Source organism: Pseudomonas sp. GNP013, from assembly GCF_054343995.1.
Genome location: NZ_JBTGUT010000001.1, coordinates 3,455,328 through 3,471,212 on the forward strand (window position 1 = coordinate 3,455,328; position 15,885 = coordinate 3,471,212).

The following is a 15,885-nucleotide window of genomic DNA, read 5'->3' on the forward strand; positions in this document are numbered from 1 at the left end:
TATACTTCGCCCTTCTTTTTATAGCTGCCAGGGAAGAAGCCTGCGATGACCGCCACTGCCGCCCCGCTCGACTTATTGCTGCTGCCGACCTGGCTGGTACCTGTCGAACCCGCCGGTGTGGTACTCAAGGAACATGCGCTGGGCATTCGCGATGGCTGCATTGCGTTTATCGGGCCACGGGCGGCCGCGTTGAAGCTGGCGGCCAACGAAGTGCGCGAGCTGCCGGGCATGCTGCTCAGTCCCGGCCTGATCAACGCCCACGGGCACGCGGCGATGAGCCTGTTTCGCGGCCTGGCCGACGACCTGCCGCTGATGACCTGGCTGGAAAAACACATCTGGCCCGCCGAGGCCAAGTGGGTCGATGAAGCCTTCGTACGCGACGGCACCGATCTGGCGATCGCCGAGCAGCTCATGGGCGGCATCACCTGCTTTGCCGACATGTACTTCCACCCCAAGGTCGCCAGCGATTGCGTACACAACAGTGGCATGCGCGCGCAAATCGCGATCCCGATCCTCGACTTCCCAATCCCCGGCGCCAGCAGCGCCGACGAGGCGATCCGCCAGGGCATCGAACTGTTCGGCGACCTCAAGCACCACCCACGCATCAAGATCGCCTTTGGCCCCCACGCCCCCTACACGGTGTGCGACGCCAACCTGGAAAAGGTCCGGGTCATCGCCGAAGAGCTCGACGCCGTCATCCAGATGCACGTGCACGAAACCGCCTTCGAGGTGCAGCAGGCCGTCGAACAGACCGGCGAGCGGCCATTGGCGCGCCTGGGCCGCCTGGGTTTGCTTGGCCCGCGCTTCCAGGCCGTGCACATGACGCAGATCAGCGAGGACGACCTAGCCTTGCTGGTCGAGAGCAACACCAGCCTCATCCATTGCCCCGAATCCAACCTGAAACTGGCCAGCGGCTTTTGCCCGGTGGAGCGCCTGTGGCAGGCCGGGGTCAATGTGGCCATCGGCACCGACGGCGCGGCCAGCAACAATGACCTGGACCTGCTCGGCGAAACCCGCACCGCCGCGCTGCTGGCCAAAGCCGTGGCCGGCTCGGCCACCGCACTGGACGCCCACCGCGCCTTGCGCATGGCCACCCTCAACGGCGCGCGGGCCATGGGCCTGGAAAGCCAGATCGGCTCACTGGAAGTGGGCAAGGCCGCCGACATGGTCGCCTTCGATCTTTCAGGCCTGGCGCAACAACCGATCTTTGACCCGGTCTCACAACTTATCTATGCCACCGGGCGCGAGTGCGTGAAACACCTGTGGGTCGCCGGCAAGCAGTTGCTCGACAACCGGCAACTGACCCGCATGGATGAACAACAGTTGACCGCCAAGGCCATCGCCTGGGGCCAACGCATCAGCGGGCATAACGAATAACGAAGGGGCTGGGCCGTACGTCCAGCACCGACCAACCGATTATCAGATTCAGAGGATTGACCATGAGCAACGTCGACCACGCCGAAATCGCCAAATTCGAAGCCCTGGCCCATCGCTGGTGGGACCGCGAAAGCGAATTCAAACCCCTGCACGACATCAACCCGCTGCGGGTCAACTGGATTGATGAACGCGTCAACCTGGCCGGCAAGAAGGTGCTGGACGTGGGCTGCGGCGGCGGCATTCTCAGTGAAGCCATGGCCCTGCGCGGCGCCACCGTGACCGGCATCGACATGGGCGAAGCGCCGCTGGCCGTGGCCCAGCTGCACCAGCTGGAGTCGGGCGTCAGCGTCGAATACCGCCAGATCACCGCCGAAGCATTGGCCGAAGAGATGCCCGAGCAATTCGACGTGGTCACCTGCCTTGAGATGCTGGAGCACGTGCCGGACCCGTCGTCGGTGATCCGCGCCTGTTTCCGCATGGTCAAGCCCGGCGGCCAGGTGTTCTTCTCCACCATCAACCGCAACCCCAAGGCTTACCTGTTCGCGATCATCGGCGCCGAATACATCATGAAGCTGCTGCCGCGCGGCACCCATGACTTCAAGAAATTCATCCGCCCGAGCGAACTGGGCGCCTGGAGCCGTCAGGCCGGCCTGACCGTCAAGGACATCATCGGCCTGACCTACAACCCGCTGACCAAGCACTACAAGCTGGCCAACGACGTTGACGTCAACTACATGATCCAGACCCTGCGCGAGGAGTGAGCCTGTGAAGCTGCGAGCGGTTCTCTTCGATATGGACGGTACCCTGCTGGACACCGCGCCGGACTTTATCGCCATCTGCCAGGCCATGCGCGCCGACCGCGGCCTGGCGCCGATCAACCCCGAGCATGTGCGTGATGAAATCTCCGGCGGCGCACGGGCGATGGTCGCGGTGACCTTCTCGATGGACCCGGAATCTCCAGGCTTTGAAGACCTGCGCCAGGAATTCCTCGAGCGCTACCTCAAGGGCTGCGCCATCCACAGCACGTTGTTCGACGGCATGGAGCAGCTGCTGCAGGACATCGAGAAGTCCAAACTGATCTGGGGCGTGGTCACCAACAAGCCGCTGCGCTTCGCCGAGCCGATCATGCAGCAACTGGGGCTGGCCGAGCGCTCGGCCTTGCTGATCTGCCCGGACCACGTGAAAAACAGCAAACCGGACCCGGAGCCGCTGATCCTGGCGTGCAAAATGCTCAACCTCGACCCGGCCAGCGTGCTGTTCGTGGGCGATGACCTGCGCGATATCGAATCCGGCCGTGATGCCGGCACGCGTACCGCTGCGGTCACCTACGGCTACATTCACCCGGACGACAACCCGCGTCACTGGGGCGCCGATGTGGTGGTGGACCACCCGCTGGAACTGCGCAAGGTGCTGGATAACGCACTGTGCAGTTGCTGAGCGTTGCAAGGTCTTGTTGCCCCATGAACATCCCCTGTGGGAGGGGGCTTGCTCCCGATCGCAGTGTGTCATTCAACACAGGCGCTGACTGATCCGCCGCCATCGGGAGCAAGCCCCCTCCCACAAGGGATCGTCAGTGTTTTCAACGTCGAGGTTGTTTATGTTTGATTACTCAGCACGCCCGGAACTGCTCAAAGGCCGGGTGATCCTGGTAACCGGTGCCGGTCGCGGGATCGGCGCTGCAGCGGCGAAAACCTATGCGGCCCATGGCGCTACCGTGCTGCTGCTGGGCAAGACCGAAGCCAACCTGGCCGAGGTGTATGACCACATCGAAGCCGCTGGCCAGCCACAACCGGTGGTGATTCCGTTCAACCTGGAGACCGCCCTGCCCCATCAATACGATGAGCTGGCCGTGATGATCGAAAAGGCCTTCGGCCGCCTCGACGGTTTGTTGCACAACGCCTCCATCATCGGCCCGCGCACGCCGCTCGAGCAGTTGTCCGGCGAACACTTCATGCAGGTGATGCAGGTGAACGTCAACGCGATGTTCATGCTGACCCGCGCCCTGCTGCCGCTGCTCAAGCTGTCCCAGGATGCGTCGGTGGTGTTCACCTCCAGCAGCGTTGGACGCAAGGGCCGGGCCTATTGGGGCGCCTATGGGGTGTCGAAGTTCGCCACCGAAGGCTTGATGCAAACCCTGGCCGATGAACTGGAAGACGTGGCGGCGGTACGCGCCAACAGCATCAACCCGGGCGGCACGCGCACCAGCATGCGCGCCCAGGCGTATCCCGGGGAAAACCCGATGGACAGGCCGGCACCGGAAGAGATCATGCCGGTGTACCTGTACCTGATGGGCCCGGACAGTGCCGGGGTAAGTGGGCAGGCATTCGACGCGCAGTAATCCCAGTTTGGGAGGGGGCTTTGTGGCGAGCGGGCTTGCCCCGCGTTGGGCCGCGAAGCGGCCCCAGTAAAGTCACCGCGATCTCAACGAGAGTACACGGTGGCGGGTTTTGGGGCCGCTTCGCAGCCCAACGCGGGGCAAGCCCGCTCGCCACAGGTGCCCTCTCAAATCGGGTTTGCAAGGTCAGTTCTTCACCACCTCTTCGAGGGTGAAGCGGCCCAGAGGATTTTGCAGGAAGTTGCTCACGTTCTTGCGCGAGATATTGATGTACGGGCTGTAATACAGATCGATCCAGTTCACATCCTGTTTAGCCAACTTTTGCAACTCGACATACATCTGCCCGCGCTTGACCGGGTCAGCCTCGATCCGCGCGGCGGCTACCAGTTCCCTGACCTTGTCGTTCTTGTAGCGGGTCATGTAGTTCTGGTTGGTGTCGTGGCCCAGCACGAACGTGGTCTTCTGGTCCGGGTCGAGGATGTCGTTGGTCCAGTACATCACCGAAATATCGTATTCACCGTCCACCAGCATCTGCCAGCTCTGGGTCGGGTCGACCTTCTGCAGGTTGGCCGTTACACCGACTTTGGCCAACTGGTCCTTGATGATCACCGCAATCTGCTCGTCGGCTTCGTTGCCGGCGTTGACCACGTAGTTGAGCTTCAAGTCCTTGGCACCGGCCGCTTCCAGCAGCTTTTTGGCAGCGGTCGGGTCGTACGGGCGTTGCAGGTTGTCGGCGTAGTGGTACAGCGAACCTTTGGGAATGTAGGAATAGGCCACGGTGCCCTGACCGTAGGTGGCGGCCTTCACCAGCGACTGCTTGTCGATGGCCATGTCCAGCGCTTCACGGACTTGCTGTTTGGCCAGCAGACCGTGGGCGTGGTTGATCAGCAGGTGATCCTCACGGGTGGACGGGTCGGCGTGGATCACTACGTTGCTGTCTTTCTTCAGCTCTTCAACCCGTGAAAACGGGACGAAGATCGCCGTGTCCAGCTCGTTGTTCTGCACCATGCGCATGCGCGTGTTGTCGTCGGTCACCGACACCCATTCCACGCCATCGAGGCTGACGTTTTTGGCCTGCCAGAAGTTCGGGTTCTTTTTCAGGATCACACGGTCGCCCTTGCGCCACTCCTCCACGGTGAACGCGCCGGAGGTCACCGGGTTTTCCGAGTAGGCGTCTTCGCCCATCTCGGTCATGGCTTTTTCCGACAGGATCGAAACGGTTGGCGACGCCAGCTGCGAGAGGAAGGCCACGGCCGGGGTCTTCAGGGTGACGACCAGGGTTTTCGCGTCGGCGGCCTTGGCAGTGTTGATCAGGTTGAACGGGTCGGCCCACAGCGAGGCTTTGTTGTCACGGATGCGCAGCAGGCTGAACGCTGCGTCGGCAGCGGTGATTGCCGAGCCGTCGGAGAATTTCGCGTCACGCAGCTTGAAGGTGTAGGTCAGGCCATCCCTGGAAATCTCCCAGCTTTCGGCCAGGCCAGGTTCCATTTTGGTGCCCAGGTTATCCACCCGCACCAGGGTGTCATAAACGTTGGCGAACACCCAGGTGTCGCGGTTCTGTGCACTCTTGATCGGGTCGAACGTGGTGCTGTCCTCGCGGCAGCCGATGGTCAGCACCCCGGCGGCCTGGGCGAGCCCGGCGGTGAGGGACCAGGCGGTCAATGTGGCGGCAGCAAGCAACTTCAAGTGGCGTGATTGCATGTCATAACTCCTTGTCTATGAATGGCAGGGGTGGGTCAAAGCAAAGGTTCTTCAAGCACGCAACTGTACCGATGCTCGTGCAGGAAATGGGTCGGCGGCAACACCACGGAACACATGGCCCGCGCATGCCGGCAACGCGGGTGAAACGCGCAGCCGTCGGGCAGGTTCAGCGGGCTGGGTGGCTCGCCCGGCAGCGGCTCGGCAGGTAACGGCCGATGAGGATCGATCTCCGGGATCGCCTGGATCAGCGCCGCCGTGTACGGATGACGGGGCGCGGTGAACACTGCTTCCACCGGTCCTTCCTCCACGATTTTGCCCAGGTACATCACCGCCACGCGGTCGCACAGACGGCGCACGATGGCGAGGTCGTGGGCGATAAACAGAATCGCCAGGTTCATGCGCTGCTGCAGTTCCAGCAGCAGGTTGATGATCTGGCCCTGGATCGACACATCCAGCGCCGCCACACACTCGTCGGCAATGATCAGGCGCGGCTCCACCGCCAGCGCGCGGGCGATGCCGACGCGCTGGCACTGGCCGCCGCTGAGGGAGCCAGGCTTGCGTGACGCCAGCTCGGGGCGCAGGCCGACCAGATCGAGCAATTCATTCACACGCGCCGGGATCTGCTGCGGCGCGACTTTGCGCTGCACCCGCAACACTTCGGCGAGGGTTTCGCCGATGGTGTGGCGCGGGTTCAACGCCGCGTACGGGTCCTGGAAGATCATCGCGGTTTCATGGCGCAGGCGGGCGATGTCGATGGCGCTGCCGTGGGCCATGTCGATGCCATCGAACAGCACCTGACCACCACTGATGGGGTTGAGGTGCAAAATCGCGCGGCCCAGGGTGCTTTTGCCGCTGCCGGACTCGCCCACCAGACCGAGGGTTTGCCCGGCCTCCAGGTTCAGCGACACCCCGTTCACCGCCCTCACCCACTGCGTGTTCAAGCCGAACAAGCCTGCGCCGGACGCGGCAAACTTCACCTCCAGGTCCTTGATCTGCAGCAGGCTCATGGGTGCTCTCCCAGTGGATAGTGGCACGCCACCCGCGCGCCCTCGGGCAGCACCTCGGTGCATAACGCGCCCACCTGCGGGCAGCGTGGGTTGAAACGGCAACCGGACGGCAGCGCATCCAGCAACGGCGGCTGGCCGGGGATGGTGCGCAGCAACGCGTGACCACTGCTGTGGGCGGGCTGGCAGTCGATCAGGCCGGCGGTGTACGGATGCTGCGGACGGGCCAGCAGCGCGTACTTGCTGCCGTGTTCGCACAGGCGACCGGCATACATCACGGCGATGGAGTCACAGGTCTGCGCCACCACGCCGAGGTCGTGGGTGATCATGATGAGCGACAGGCCGCGCGTGTCACGCAGGTCCAGCAACAGGCGCAGGATCTGCGCCTGTACCGTCACGTCGAGCGCCGTGGTCGGCTCGTCGGCGATCAGCACCTTCGGGTTGCAGCCCAGGGCCACGGCGATCATTGCGCGCTGGCGCATGCCGCCGGAAAACTCATGGGGAAAGTTGTCGACCCGCGCCTGCGGGTCGGGAATGCCCACCTGGCGCAACACCTCGATGGCCTGAAGGCGCGCCTCCTTTTTCGATGCCCCTTGATGCAGGCGGATGCCTTCGGCGATCTGCTCGCCGATGCGCATCAACGGGTCGAGGTGACTGCTGGGGTTCTGGAAGATCATGCCCAGTTGTCCACCACGCACCGCGCGCATGCCGGCATCGTCAAGCTGCAACAGGTCCTGGCCGGCCAGCCGCACGGCGCCGCCTTGTACCCGCAGGTTCGGCGATGGCAGCAGGCGCATCAAGCCGCGACAGGCCATGGTCTTGCCCGAGCCGCTCTCGCCCACCAGGCCGAGGATTTCGCCTTCGGCCAGGTCGAAGGACACGCGGTCGACCAGCGTGACATCGCGCCCGGCGTTGTTGGCGATCACGCTGAGGTCGCGCACCTGCAGCAGGCTCATGTGCGGTCTCCCAATACCTGCGCCACGCCGTCGGCCAGCAGGCTGAAGCCCATGGCCAGGGTCACGATGGCCAGCCCTGGAAAGGTGCAGATCCACCAGGCCGTGGTGATGAATGCCTGCCCTTCCGCCACCATGGTGCCCCACTCGGCCGTCGGCGGCTGCACGCCCAGGCCCAGGTAACTCACGGCAGCGCCGTTGAGCAGCACCAGCACCGCATCCGACATGGAAAACACAATCGAGCCAAACATCGCGTTGGGCAGCAAATGCCGGAACAGGATGCGCCCATGACCAAAGCCCAGGCTTCTGGCAGCCAGGGCAAACTCGCTTTCCTTGAGCACCAGAATCTGCGAGCGGATCAGCCGCGCGTATGACACCCAGCCCACCAGCGCCATGGCGATATAAAAACTTTTCAGGCCCGGGCCGAGGATGGCCATGATCGCCAGCATCAACACCAGAAACGGAAACGCCAGGATCACGTCGATCACGCGCATGCAGACGCTGTCGAAGCGCCCGCCGATATAGCCGGACACTGCGCCGACGAAGGTGCCGATCATGAACGGGAAGATCACGCCGACAATGGCCAGTTGCAGGTCAATCCGCGCGCCCCATATCACCCGGGACAGAATGTCGCGCCCATAGTTGTCGGTGCCGAACGGGTGCGCCAGGCTCGGCGCCAGCAGGCTGAATTCGGTGTTCTGCGCAATCGGGTCATAGGGCGCGACCCAGGGCGCAAACAGCGCCAGAGCCAGCCACACCAGCAATACCAAAAGCCCCCACGCGGCGGTCAGCCGGCCATTGCGAAAGCCCAGCCGCAGGCGCAGGCGCCATGGCGCAATCATCGGGGCGCTGCTCATTGCATCTTCACCCGTGGGTCGAGGGTCACGGTCACTATGTCCGCGATGAAGTTGACCAGCACCGTCGCACACGCCAGCACCATCGCCACGCCCTGCACCACCATGTAATCGCGGGTAAAAATGCCGCGTACCAGCAACTGGCCGATGCCGGGAATGGCGAACAGGCTTTCGATAACCACCGTGCCACTGATCAACCAGCCGATATTCACCGCCAGCAGGTTGACCGCCGGCACCAGGGAATTGGGCAGCACATGCCGGCGAAACACCGCCGCTTCCGACAGCCCACGGGCCCGGGCGGCGGTGACATGGTCGGCCTGCAACTCCATCAACATGCTCGCCCGCAGGTTGCGCACCAGCACCGCCGAGAGCGCCAGGGCAATGGTCAGGCACGGCAGCACCATGTGGTGCGCCTTGTCCAGCCAGGTACGGCCGTAACCGGACACCGGGAACAGCCCCCATTGCACGCTCAGCACAAGAATCAGCATCAGGCCCAGCCAGAACGCCGGCATGCCCAGGCCCAGCGTGGTGAACACGCGGATCAGGTTGTCCGCCCAGCCACCTTTGCGACGCGCCGCCACCGTGGCCAGCGGCACCGCGATCAGCAGCGCCAGCAGCACGCTGCCGAGCACCAGCACCAGGGTCGGTTCGATGCGGGTCACGATCAGCTTCAGGGCATCGACCTTGTACAGCAGCGACTGGCCGAGGTCGCCCTTGAGCAGGTTTTTCAGGAAGTAGAAATATTGCAGCCACAGCGGCTGGTCGAGGCCGAACTGCGCGCGAATCTTCAGCAACGCATCCGGCGTGCTGCGCGAGCCGAGCAAGGCCCGCGCCGGGTCGCCGGGGATCGAGCGCACCAGCACAAAGGTGATCAGGCTGATGCCAAACAGCACCGGCAGCAATTGCAGCGGCCGGGACAGCACGAAACGGTAGCGCGCAAGGTTCATTCGTCAGCCTCGATGACGCGCGAGAAAGTCCAGCAGCACCGGAAAATACGCCTGGGATTCTTCGTAGAACGGCATATGGCTGCTGTTGGGGAACACATGCAATTCGGCGTGCCGGGCCGCCAGTTTCATGCGCAGTGCGCAGGCCGGCGTGAGTTCGTCGTGCTGGCCGGTGGTGATCAGGATCGGCATGCTGAAGGCGGCCATCTCCTCAAGGCGGTTCCAGTCCTTGAGGTTGCCGATATAGAGGAATTCGTTGGGGCCCTGCATGGTTTCGTAAGGCCCCATGTTCCAGTCGCCAAGGGAGCGTTTGACCGGTTCCGGCCACTCGTCTAGGCGGCACACATGGCGATAGTTGAGCAAGGTGATTGCCGCCTGGTATTGCGGGTGGTCGAGGGTGCCCATGGCTTCGTGGCGCTGCATCATCGCCACGGTCTCGCTGCCGAGGGCGCCGCGCAGCCGTTGCAGTTCCTGGGACAGGTGCGGGATATCGCCGACGGTATTTTCCAGGATCAGGCTTTTCAACGCGTGCGGGTAATGAATGGCGTATTCGATGCCGAGCCAGCCGCCCCAGGAATGGCCAAGCAAGTGCACGCGGCCCAGGCCAAGGGTGTGGCGTACGGTTTCGACTTCCTCGACATAACGGCCGATTTCCCACAAGGAGACGTCGGTGGGTCTGGCAGAAGCGCCCGTGCCAAGCTGGTCGAATGCAACCACTCGCAGGTTATGGTCCTTGAGCCAGCCATGGGCGTCGCGCAAGTAGTCACACGGCAGGCCCGGGCCGCCGTTGAGGCACAGCAACACCTCATCGCCTTCGCCAAAGCTGTAGACCACGAGGTTGTGGCCGTCGACTTGCACGTTGTACTGCTGGTCGGGGGCAATTTCACGCCACATGCGTACATTCCTTGTGTGGTATCGGCCTGGCTGGCAGTGGCCGCTGATCAGGCCAACACTACCGAGGATGCCGCGTGTCCATAACCTAGTATTTCTTATAGGTTTGGTCTGGCAGTCCTTCGCCGGGGCGTGGCATTCTACTTGCCGCAAGTCGAGATTCAAATGAATTCGGGAGCAGAACGGATGCTGGCCAAGCTAACTGCCATCAACAATCGTCTGATGCCGGGCAGGAGCCTGGATGAGCAGATGGACAATACGTTTGTTCTTGCCCAGCAGTTGGGTTTCGATGCGCTGGTCTACGACTACACCCCGGTGCCGATCGACCACGACGGCAGCCTGATCACCCCCTCGGTGCTGGAACTGCGCAACACCCCGCCCGACTGGCACGCCTTGTGGTGCAGCGAAGGGTTCTACCAGATCGATCCGGTGCAGCACCTGGCCCTGCGCACGGTGTCGCCGTTCGTGTGGTCCTACGAGGCCAAGGCCGAAACCGCGCTGCAAACCATCATCGACCCCTGCCACGCCCCGGTGTCCTCTTACCTGCACGACCAGCGACTGACCTGCGGCGTCAGCGTGCCTATCCACTTGCCGCGCGGCGGCTTCGCTTCACTGACCGGCCTGCGCACCGGCAGCGCCGGCGCGGTGCTGCAGGATGCCCGGCACACGCTGCCGGACTTCAGCCTGATTACCCACGCCTTGCAGGAAGCGGCCTACCCGCTGTTCAGCAAAGAGCTGCGCACCTACCCGCATGTTCACCTGACCAAACGCGAGCGCGAGTGCCTCAAATGGGCCGCCGAGGGCATGACCGCCGCCGAAATCGCTGCGCAGTTGAGCCGCTCACTGGCGGTGGTCACCTTGCACCTGGCCTCGGCGATGCACAAGCTGGGGGCCAGGAATCGCGTGCAGGCGGTGGTGCGTGCCAGCCATTACCGTTTGCTGGAAGATTGACCGCTCGGCAAAACCTAGCTGTTTTGCTAGTTACCGGAATCGCCCAGGCCAATTATCGTAGCCCTGATCATTTTTTCAGAGCAGGGTACGAAATGGAATTCATCGACAAAATCCGCGAAGGCTACGCGGCCTTCGGCGCCTACCAGACCTGGTACCGCGTCACCGGCGACCTGAGCAACGGGCGTACGCCGCTGGTCATCCTTCATGGCGGCCCCGGTTGCACCCATGATTACGTCGACGCGTTCAAGGACGTTGCCGCCAGCGGCCACGCGGTGATCCACTACGATCAACTGGGCAATGGCCGCTCCACCCACCTGCCCGACAAGCCCCCCTCCTTCTGGACCGTCAGCCTGTTCCTCGATGAGTTGAACAACCTGCTGGACCACCTGCAAATCAGCAATGACTACGCAATCCTCGGGCAATCCTGGGGCGGCATGCTCGGCAGCGAGCACGCCATTGCGCAACCCAAAGGCTTGCGCGCATTCATCCCGGCCAACTCGCCCACCTGCATGCGCACCTGGGTCAGCGAAGCCAACCGGCTGCGCAAACTGTTGCCCGAAGGTGTCGATGAAACCCTGCTCAAGCACGAAGCAGCCGGCACCTACCAGGACCCGGAATACCTCGCCGCCTCGCGAATTTTCTATGACCAGCACGTGTGCCGCGTCAACCCGTGGCCCGAAGAAGTGGCGCGCACCTTCGCCCAGGTCGACGCCGACCCGACGGTGTACCACGCCATGAGCGGACCGACCGAGTTCCACGTGATCGGCAGCTTGAAGGACTGGAACGTGATCGGCCGGCTGTCGGCGATCAACGTGCCGACACTGGTGATCTCCGGGCGGCACGATGAGGCCACGCCGCTGGTGGTCAAGCCGTTCCTGGATGAGATCGCCGATGTGCGCTGGGCACTGTTTGAAGACTCCAGCCACATGCCCCATGTGGAAGAACGCCAGGCGTGCATGGGCACGGTGGTGAAGTTTCTGGATGAGGTGTGTTCGGTGCGGCACGCTGAACTCAAGGCCGGTTGAACAGGTGATGCGAGGGGTGGGGCAATCCCCCTCTCACATTCAGACCTCAGTGATTTCAGGTTTCGCTGTTTTCCCTGGAATGTCGGCCAACAACGGAACCTCCTTCCCCTCGGCATCAAACAGCTTGCCGCCGCGGAAATAATCGCCATCACGCAACGCCGCCACATCGTGAAAACACAGCCTGCGCTCGGTGCCGGCCACGAATACAGACTGCTGGTCCGAGTTGCCGGCGGTGAAGTGATTGAACGCCAGGTTCAGCACAATCGCCATGATCGCAGACGAACTTATCCCTGAATGAAAAATAGTCGCGAACCAGCCGGGGAACTGGTCATAGAAGCTCGGCGCGGCAATCGGAATCATGCCAAAACCGATGGAAGTGGCGACGATGATCAGGTTCATGTTGTTGCGGTAATCCACCTTCGACAGCGTGCGAATACCGCTGGCCGCCACAGTGCCAAACAACACGATGCCCGCGCCGCCCAGCACCGACGTGGGCACGGCGGCAATCACCCGGCCCATGAACGGCAGCAGGCCGAGGATCACCAGGAACGCCCCGCCCGTCGCCACCACAAAGCGGCTCTTCACCCCGGTAACGGCCACCAGACCCACGTTCTGGGCGAACGCGCTTTGGGTGAACGAGCCGAAGATCGGCGCGAACAGGCTCGACAGCATGTCGGCACGCAGGCCATTGCCCAGGCGTTTGGAGTCGACCCGGGTGTCGATGATCTCACCCACCGCAAGGATGTCCGCCGAGGTTTCCACCAGCGTCACCATCACCACGATGCACATGGAAAGGATCGCGGCCACCTGAAAGGTGGGCATACCGAAGTGCAACGGGGCAGGAAAACCGAACATCGGCCCCTGGGTCACACCGGAAAAATCCGCCATGCCGAGCAGCACCGCAATCACGGTGCCGATGACCATCGCCAGCAGGATCGACAACCGTGAGATGGCCGCGCTGCCGATCTTGCTCAGCAACAGCACCAATACCAGCGTCAGCGCAGCCAGGCCGATATTCGGCACGCTGCCGAAGTCTGCCGCCTGGCTGTTGCCGCCCATGGCCCAGCGCGCGGCCACGGGCATCAGGGTCAGGCCGATGGTGGTGATCACGATGCCGGTCACCAGCGGCGGAAAAAAACGCGTGATCCGCGAGAACACCGGGGTGATCAACAAGCCGATAAGCGACGCGGCCATCACCGCTCCGAGCACCGCCGGCAGCCCCGCCGGGCCGTCGTTGCCGATAATCGCCACCATGGTTGCCACGCCCGCGAACGACACGCCCTGCACCAGTGGCAACTGGCAGCCGAAAAACGGCACACCCAGGGTCTGCAACAGGGTCGCCAAGCCACCGGCAAACAGCGATGCGGCGATCAACAGGCCGACCTCCGCCGGCGCCAAGCCGGCCGCCTGGCCAACGATCAGCGGCACGGCAACGATGCCGCCGTACATGGTCAACACATGCTGCAGGCCGTACGCCAGGTTGGCGGCGACGCCCAGATTCTCATCTTCTGGCCGCTGCGGTGATGTCTTCGGGGTAGTCATGGTGAGAGGGTCTCTGTTTTTGTTGTGAGACCACTGTATGCAATGTAAAGACTATATGTCCATAGAGTTGTATACAATCAACCGGACATGTCACTCGCCAGCATGCTGCACTCAGCTCTCGGCCGCGCCAGCCAATAACCCAACACCGCCAACGGCGCGGTTGCCAGCATCACGCTCACGGTGATCATCAGCGGCTGGTCGAGCAGCGACGACACCAGCAGGCTGCCGAAAAAACACAGGCCCAGCTGCAACGTGTTTTGCAGCGCCGCCGCCTTGCCGGAATTTTCCGCGAACGGCATCAGCGCGTTCGCCACCACGATGGGGTAGCTCGCACCGTTGACCAACGCCATGAGGCAAAAGGGAATCAGCAAGGTGGTGAGGGTCGGCACGGTAAAGGTCGCGACCAGATAAAGCGCCACCATGCTGATGCAGTACGCCACCAGCAGCCACGGCAGCAGCGCCTTGCCCTCGAAGCGTTGCAGGGCACTGCGGCAACTGTAGCCACCGATCAGGAAGGCCAGCGTCGGCACCCCATAGCTCAGGCCAATATCGCTGGGGCTGTAGCCCATGCCCCCGAGAATGAACGGCGAAGCGGTAAGCCAGGCAAAGAAACTCGCGGAGCACGCGGCAAAGATCATCACATTGCCGGTGAACACTAGCGAGCTGAGCAACTGCCCGTAGCCGAGGCGTACCGCCGGTTTGTCTGCAGGGCGTTTCGGCGGGCTGCGCAGGAACAAGGTGGGCAGCAGCAACAACAGCGACACCCCGAGCAATACCGCGAAAATCGCCTGCCAGCCGAAATGGTTCAACACCATCGCCCCCAGCAGCGGCGCCAGGGCGGGCGACAGCGACATCAGCGGCATGATGCTGGCAAACACGCGATGGGCCTTGTCGGCCGGGTAGCGGTCGATCACCAGCGCTTGCCAGCTCACGGCGGCGGCACACACGCCAATGGCCTGGATGAAACGCAAGGCCAGCAACTGCGGCGCGGTCTCGACCCAAAACATCCCGGCACAACCCAGCACGAACAGGCTCAGACCTGTCAGCAGGATCGGCTTGCGCCCCAGGCGGTCCGACAGCGGCCCCCACAGCAGCTGCCCCACGGCAAACCCTGCGAGGAAAACACTCAGACTGGCGCCCACTGCGCCCGCGCCGATCTGCAACTGCTCGCCCATGGCGCCGAACGCCGGCAAGTACATGTCCATGGCGAGATAACCGAGCATGCTCAGCCCCGCCAGATACCCAATAAAACCAAACGAATTTTTCATTGAAGCCTTTTCAACCTTGCCATCAAACTATTTGCTGACTGGCGCCCATTATGAAGCTGACAGATCCTGTGTGAAGCGAGAATAATTGGACATTCCTATCAACTAATTTGAAGGCATCCGCTCATGTGGTCCGAATACTCCCTGGATGTGGTGGACGCCGTGGCGCGTCATGGCAGTTTCAGCGCCGCCGCCCAGGAGCTGCACCGCGTGCCGTCTGCCATCAGCTACACCGTGCGGCAGCTCGAAGAATGGCTGGCGGTGCCGCTGTTCATCCGCCGCCACCGGGATGTGGAACTGACACCCGCCGGCCGTCTGTTTATTGATGAAGCCCGTGGCGTGATGAAAAAAATGCTCGGCACCCGGCGCTTGTGCCAGCAGGTGGCCAATGGCTGGAGCGGTCAGTTGAAGGTAGCGGTGGATTCCATCGTCAAACCGCAGCGCTGTCGGCAGTTGGTGCTGGATTTCTACCGGCAGTTTCCCGACGTGGAGTTATTGCTGGAATACGAGGTGTACAACGGCGTGTGGGACGCCCTCGCCGATGAGCGCACCGACATCGTGATCGGCGCCACCAGTGCGGTGCCGGTGGCCAGCCATTTCACCTTTCGTGACATGGGCCTTATGAACTGGCTGTGCGTGGTCAGCGCCAGGCATCCGTTGGCGGCGCTGGACGGCTTGCTCAGCGACGATCAACTGCGCCCGTTCGCCTCGCTGTGCATGACCGATACCTCCCGCAACCTGCCCAAGCGCGACACCTGGACCCTGGACAATCAACGGCGGCTGGTGGTGCCCAACTGGTCCTCGGCCATCGACTGCCTGCGCGACGGTCTGTGCGTCGGCATGGCACCGGCGCATCAGGTGTTGCCGTGGATCGAGCGTGGCGAGTTGATGGCGCTGCAACTGCACCGGCCCTTCCCCGCCAGCCCGTCGTGCGTGGCCTGGGCGCAGAACAGACTGTCGCCGGCCATGGCGTGGTTGCTGGAGTACCTGGGAGACACCGAGACGCTGAACCAGGAGTGGCTCAATGGCGCTGACCTTTGAGC

General features: G+C 63.0%; 15 protein-coding genes. 7 read left to right on the forward strand and 8 right to left on the reverse strand.

Annotated features, from left to right (window positions below; genetic code table 11):
- Nucleotides 1-45 precede the first annotated feature (45 nt).
- The 4 genes from ACXX81_RS15015 (at nucleotide 46) to ACXX81_RS15030 (ending at nucleotide 3,715) form a co-directional block, all read left to right on the forward strand.
- Complete coding sequence (locus ACXX81_RS15015; RefSeq protein ID WP_209980361.1) at nucleotides 46-1,377, forward strand: TRZ/ATZ family hydrolase; 1,332 nt, start codon at nucleotides 46-48, stop codon at nucleotides 1,375-1,377.
- A gap of 62 nt (nucleotides 1,378-1,439) precedes the next feature.
- On the forward strand, nucleotides 1,440-2,138 hold the full coding sequence (gene ubiG, locus ACXX81_RS15020; RefSeq protein ID WP_057009609.1) for a bifunctional 2-polyprenyl-6-hydroxyphenol methylase/3-demethylubiquinol 3-O-methyltransferase UbiG: 699 nt from the start codon (nucleotides 1,440-1,442) through the stop codon (nucleotides 2,136-2,138).
- A 4-nt stretch (nucleotides 2,139-2,142) separates the two neighbouring features.
- On the forward strand, nucleotides 2,143-2,814 hold the full coding sequence (gene mupP / locus ACXX81_RS15025) for an N-acetylmuramic acid 6-phosphate phosphatase MupP (protein WP_209980359.1): 672 nt from the start codon (nucleotides 2,143-2,145) through the stop codon (nucleotides 2,812-2,814).
- 160 nt (nucleotides 2,815-2,974) lie between these two features.
- Nucleotides 2,975-3,715, forward strand: a complete 741-nt coding sequence (locus ACXX81_RS15030) for a YciK family oxidoreductase (protein ID WP_209980357.1) — start codon at nucleotides 2,975-2,977, stop codon at nucleotides 3,713-3,715.
- Nucleotides 3,716-3,898: 183 nt separating this feature from the next.
- Here the strand turns inward: ACXX81_RS15030 and ACXX81_RS15035 are convergent, their stop codons facing one another.
- Genes ACXX81_RS15035 through ACXX81_RS15060 form a run of 6 tightly spaced genes read right to left on the reverse strand, consistent with a single transcriptional unit; the run spans nucleotide 3,899 to nucleotide 10,062 of the window.
- Complete coding sequence (locus ACXX81_RS15035; RefSeq protein WP_231423150.1) at nucleotides 3,899-5,413, reverse strand: ABC transporter substrate-binding protein; 1,515 nt, start codon at nucleotides 5,411-5,413, stop codon at nucleotides 3,899-3,901.
- 35 nt (nucleotides 5,414-5,448) lie between these two features.
- A complete protein-coding gene (locus ACXX81_RS15040) occupies nucleotides 5,449-6,420 on the reverse strand; it encodes an ABC transporter ATP-binding protein (protein WP_458571964.1) in 972 nt (323 codons plus the stop codon).
- Entirely contained in the window at nucleotides 6,417-7,373 is a 957-nt protein-coding gene (locus tag ACXX81_RS15045) for an ABC transporter ATP-binding protein (RefSeq protein ID WP_209980352.1), read from the reverse strand. Before ACXX81_RS15045 ends, ACXX81_RS15040 begins: the two co-directional genes overlap by 4 nt.
- Nucleotides 7,370-8,227 carry an ABC transporter permease gene (locus ACXX81_RS15050; protein WP_209980350.1) on the reverse strand — a complete coding sequence of 286 codons (858 nt, stop codon included), beginning with the start codon at nucleotides 8,225-8,227 and terminating at the stop codon, nucleotides 7,370-7,372. The genes ACXX81_RS15045 and ACXX81_RS15050 overlap by 4 nt, the downstream gene beginning before the upstream one ends.
- The gene (locus tag ACXX81_RS15055; RefSeq protein ID WP_003235320.1) at nucleotides 8,224-9,171 is read right to left on the reverse strand and encodes an ABC transporter permease; all 948 of its coding nucleotides are present in this window, start codon (nucleotides 9,169-9,171) and stop codon (nucleotides 8,224-8,226) included. Before ACXX81_RS15055 ends, ACXX81_RS15050 begins: the two co-directional genes overlap by 4 nt.
- A 3-nt stretch (nucleotides 9,172-9,174) precedes the next feature.
- The gene (locus ACXX81_RS15060) at nucleotides 9,175-10,062 is read right to left on the reverse strand and encodes a proline iminopeptidase-family hydrolase (RefSeq protein WP_209980349.1); all 888 of its coding nucleotides are present in this window, start codon (nucleotides 10,060-10,062) and stop codon (nucleotides 9,175-9,177) included.
- 183 nt (nucleotides 10,063-10,245) lie between these two features.
- Between ACXX81_RS15060 and ACXX81_RS15065 the strand changes: the two genes are divergently transcribed.
- The gene (locus ACXX81_RS15065) at nucleotides 10,246-11,010 is read left to right on the forward strand and encodes a LuxR family transcriptional regulator (protein WP_458571965.1); all 765 of its coding nucleotides are present in this window, start codon (nucleotides 10,246-10,248) and stop codon (nucleotides 11,008-11,010) included.
- Nucleotides 11,011-11,102: 92 nt separating this feature from the next.
- The gene (locus tag ACXX81_RS15070) at nucleotides 11,103-12,035 is read left to right on the forward strand and encodes a proline iminopeptidase-family hydrolase (protein WP_458571966.1); all 933 of its coding nucleotides are present in this window, start codon (nucleotides 11,103-11,105) and stop codon (nucleotides 12,033-12,035) included.
- 39 nt (nucleotides 12,036-12,074) lie between these two features.
- Here the strand turns inward: ACXX81_RS15070 and ACXX81_RS15075 are convergent, their stop codons facing one another.
- Both ACXX81_RS15075 and punC read right to left on the reverse strand, forming a co-directional pair.
- Nucleotides 12,075-13,577 (reverse strand): nucleobase:cation symporter-2 family protein, encoded by a 1,503-nt coding sequence (locus ACXX81_RS15075; RefSeq protein ID WP_458571967.1) that lies wholly within the window; start codon nucleotides 13,575-13,577, stop codon nucleotides 12,075-12,077.
- Between the two features lie 77 nt (nucleotides 13,578-13,654).
- Nucleotides 13,655-14,845, reverse strand: a complete 1,191-nt coding sequence (punC, locus tag ACXX81_RS15080) for a purine nucleoside transporter PunC (protein WP_458571968.1) — start codon at nucleotides 14,843-14,845, stop codon at nucleotides 13,655-13,657.
- Nucleotides 14,846-14,968: 123 nt separating this feature from the next.
- Here punC and punR point away from each other — a divergent pair, with 123 nt between their 5' ends.
- The gene (punR, locus tag ACXX81_RS15085; protein WP_458571969.1) at nucleotides 14,969-15,883 is read left to right on the forward strand and encodes a DNA-binding transcriptional activator PunR; all 915 of its coding nucleotides are present in this window, start codon (nucleotides 14,969-14,971) and stop codon (nucleotides 15,881-15,883) included.
- Nucleotides 15,884-15,885 lie beyond the last annotated feature (2 nt).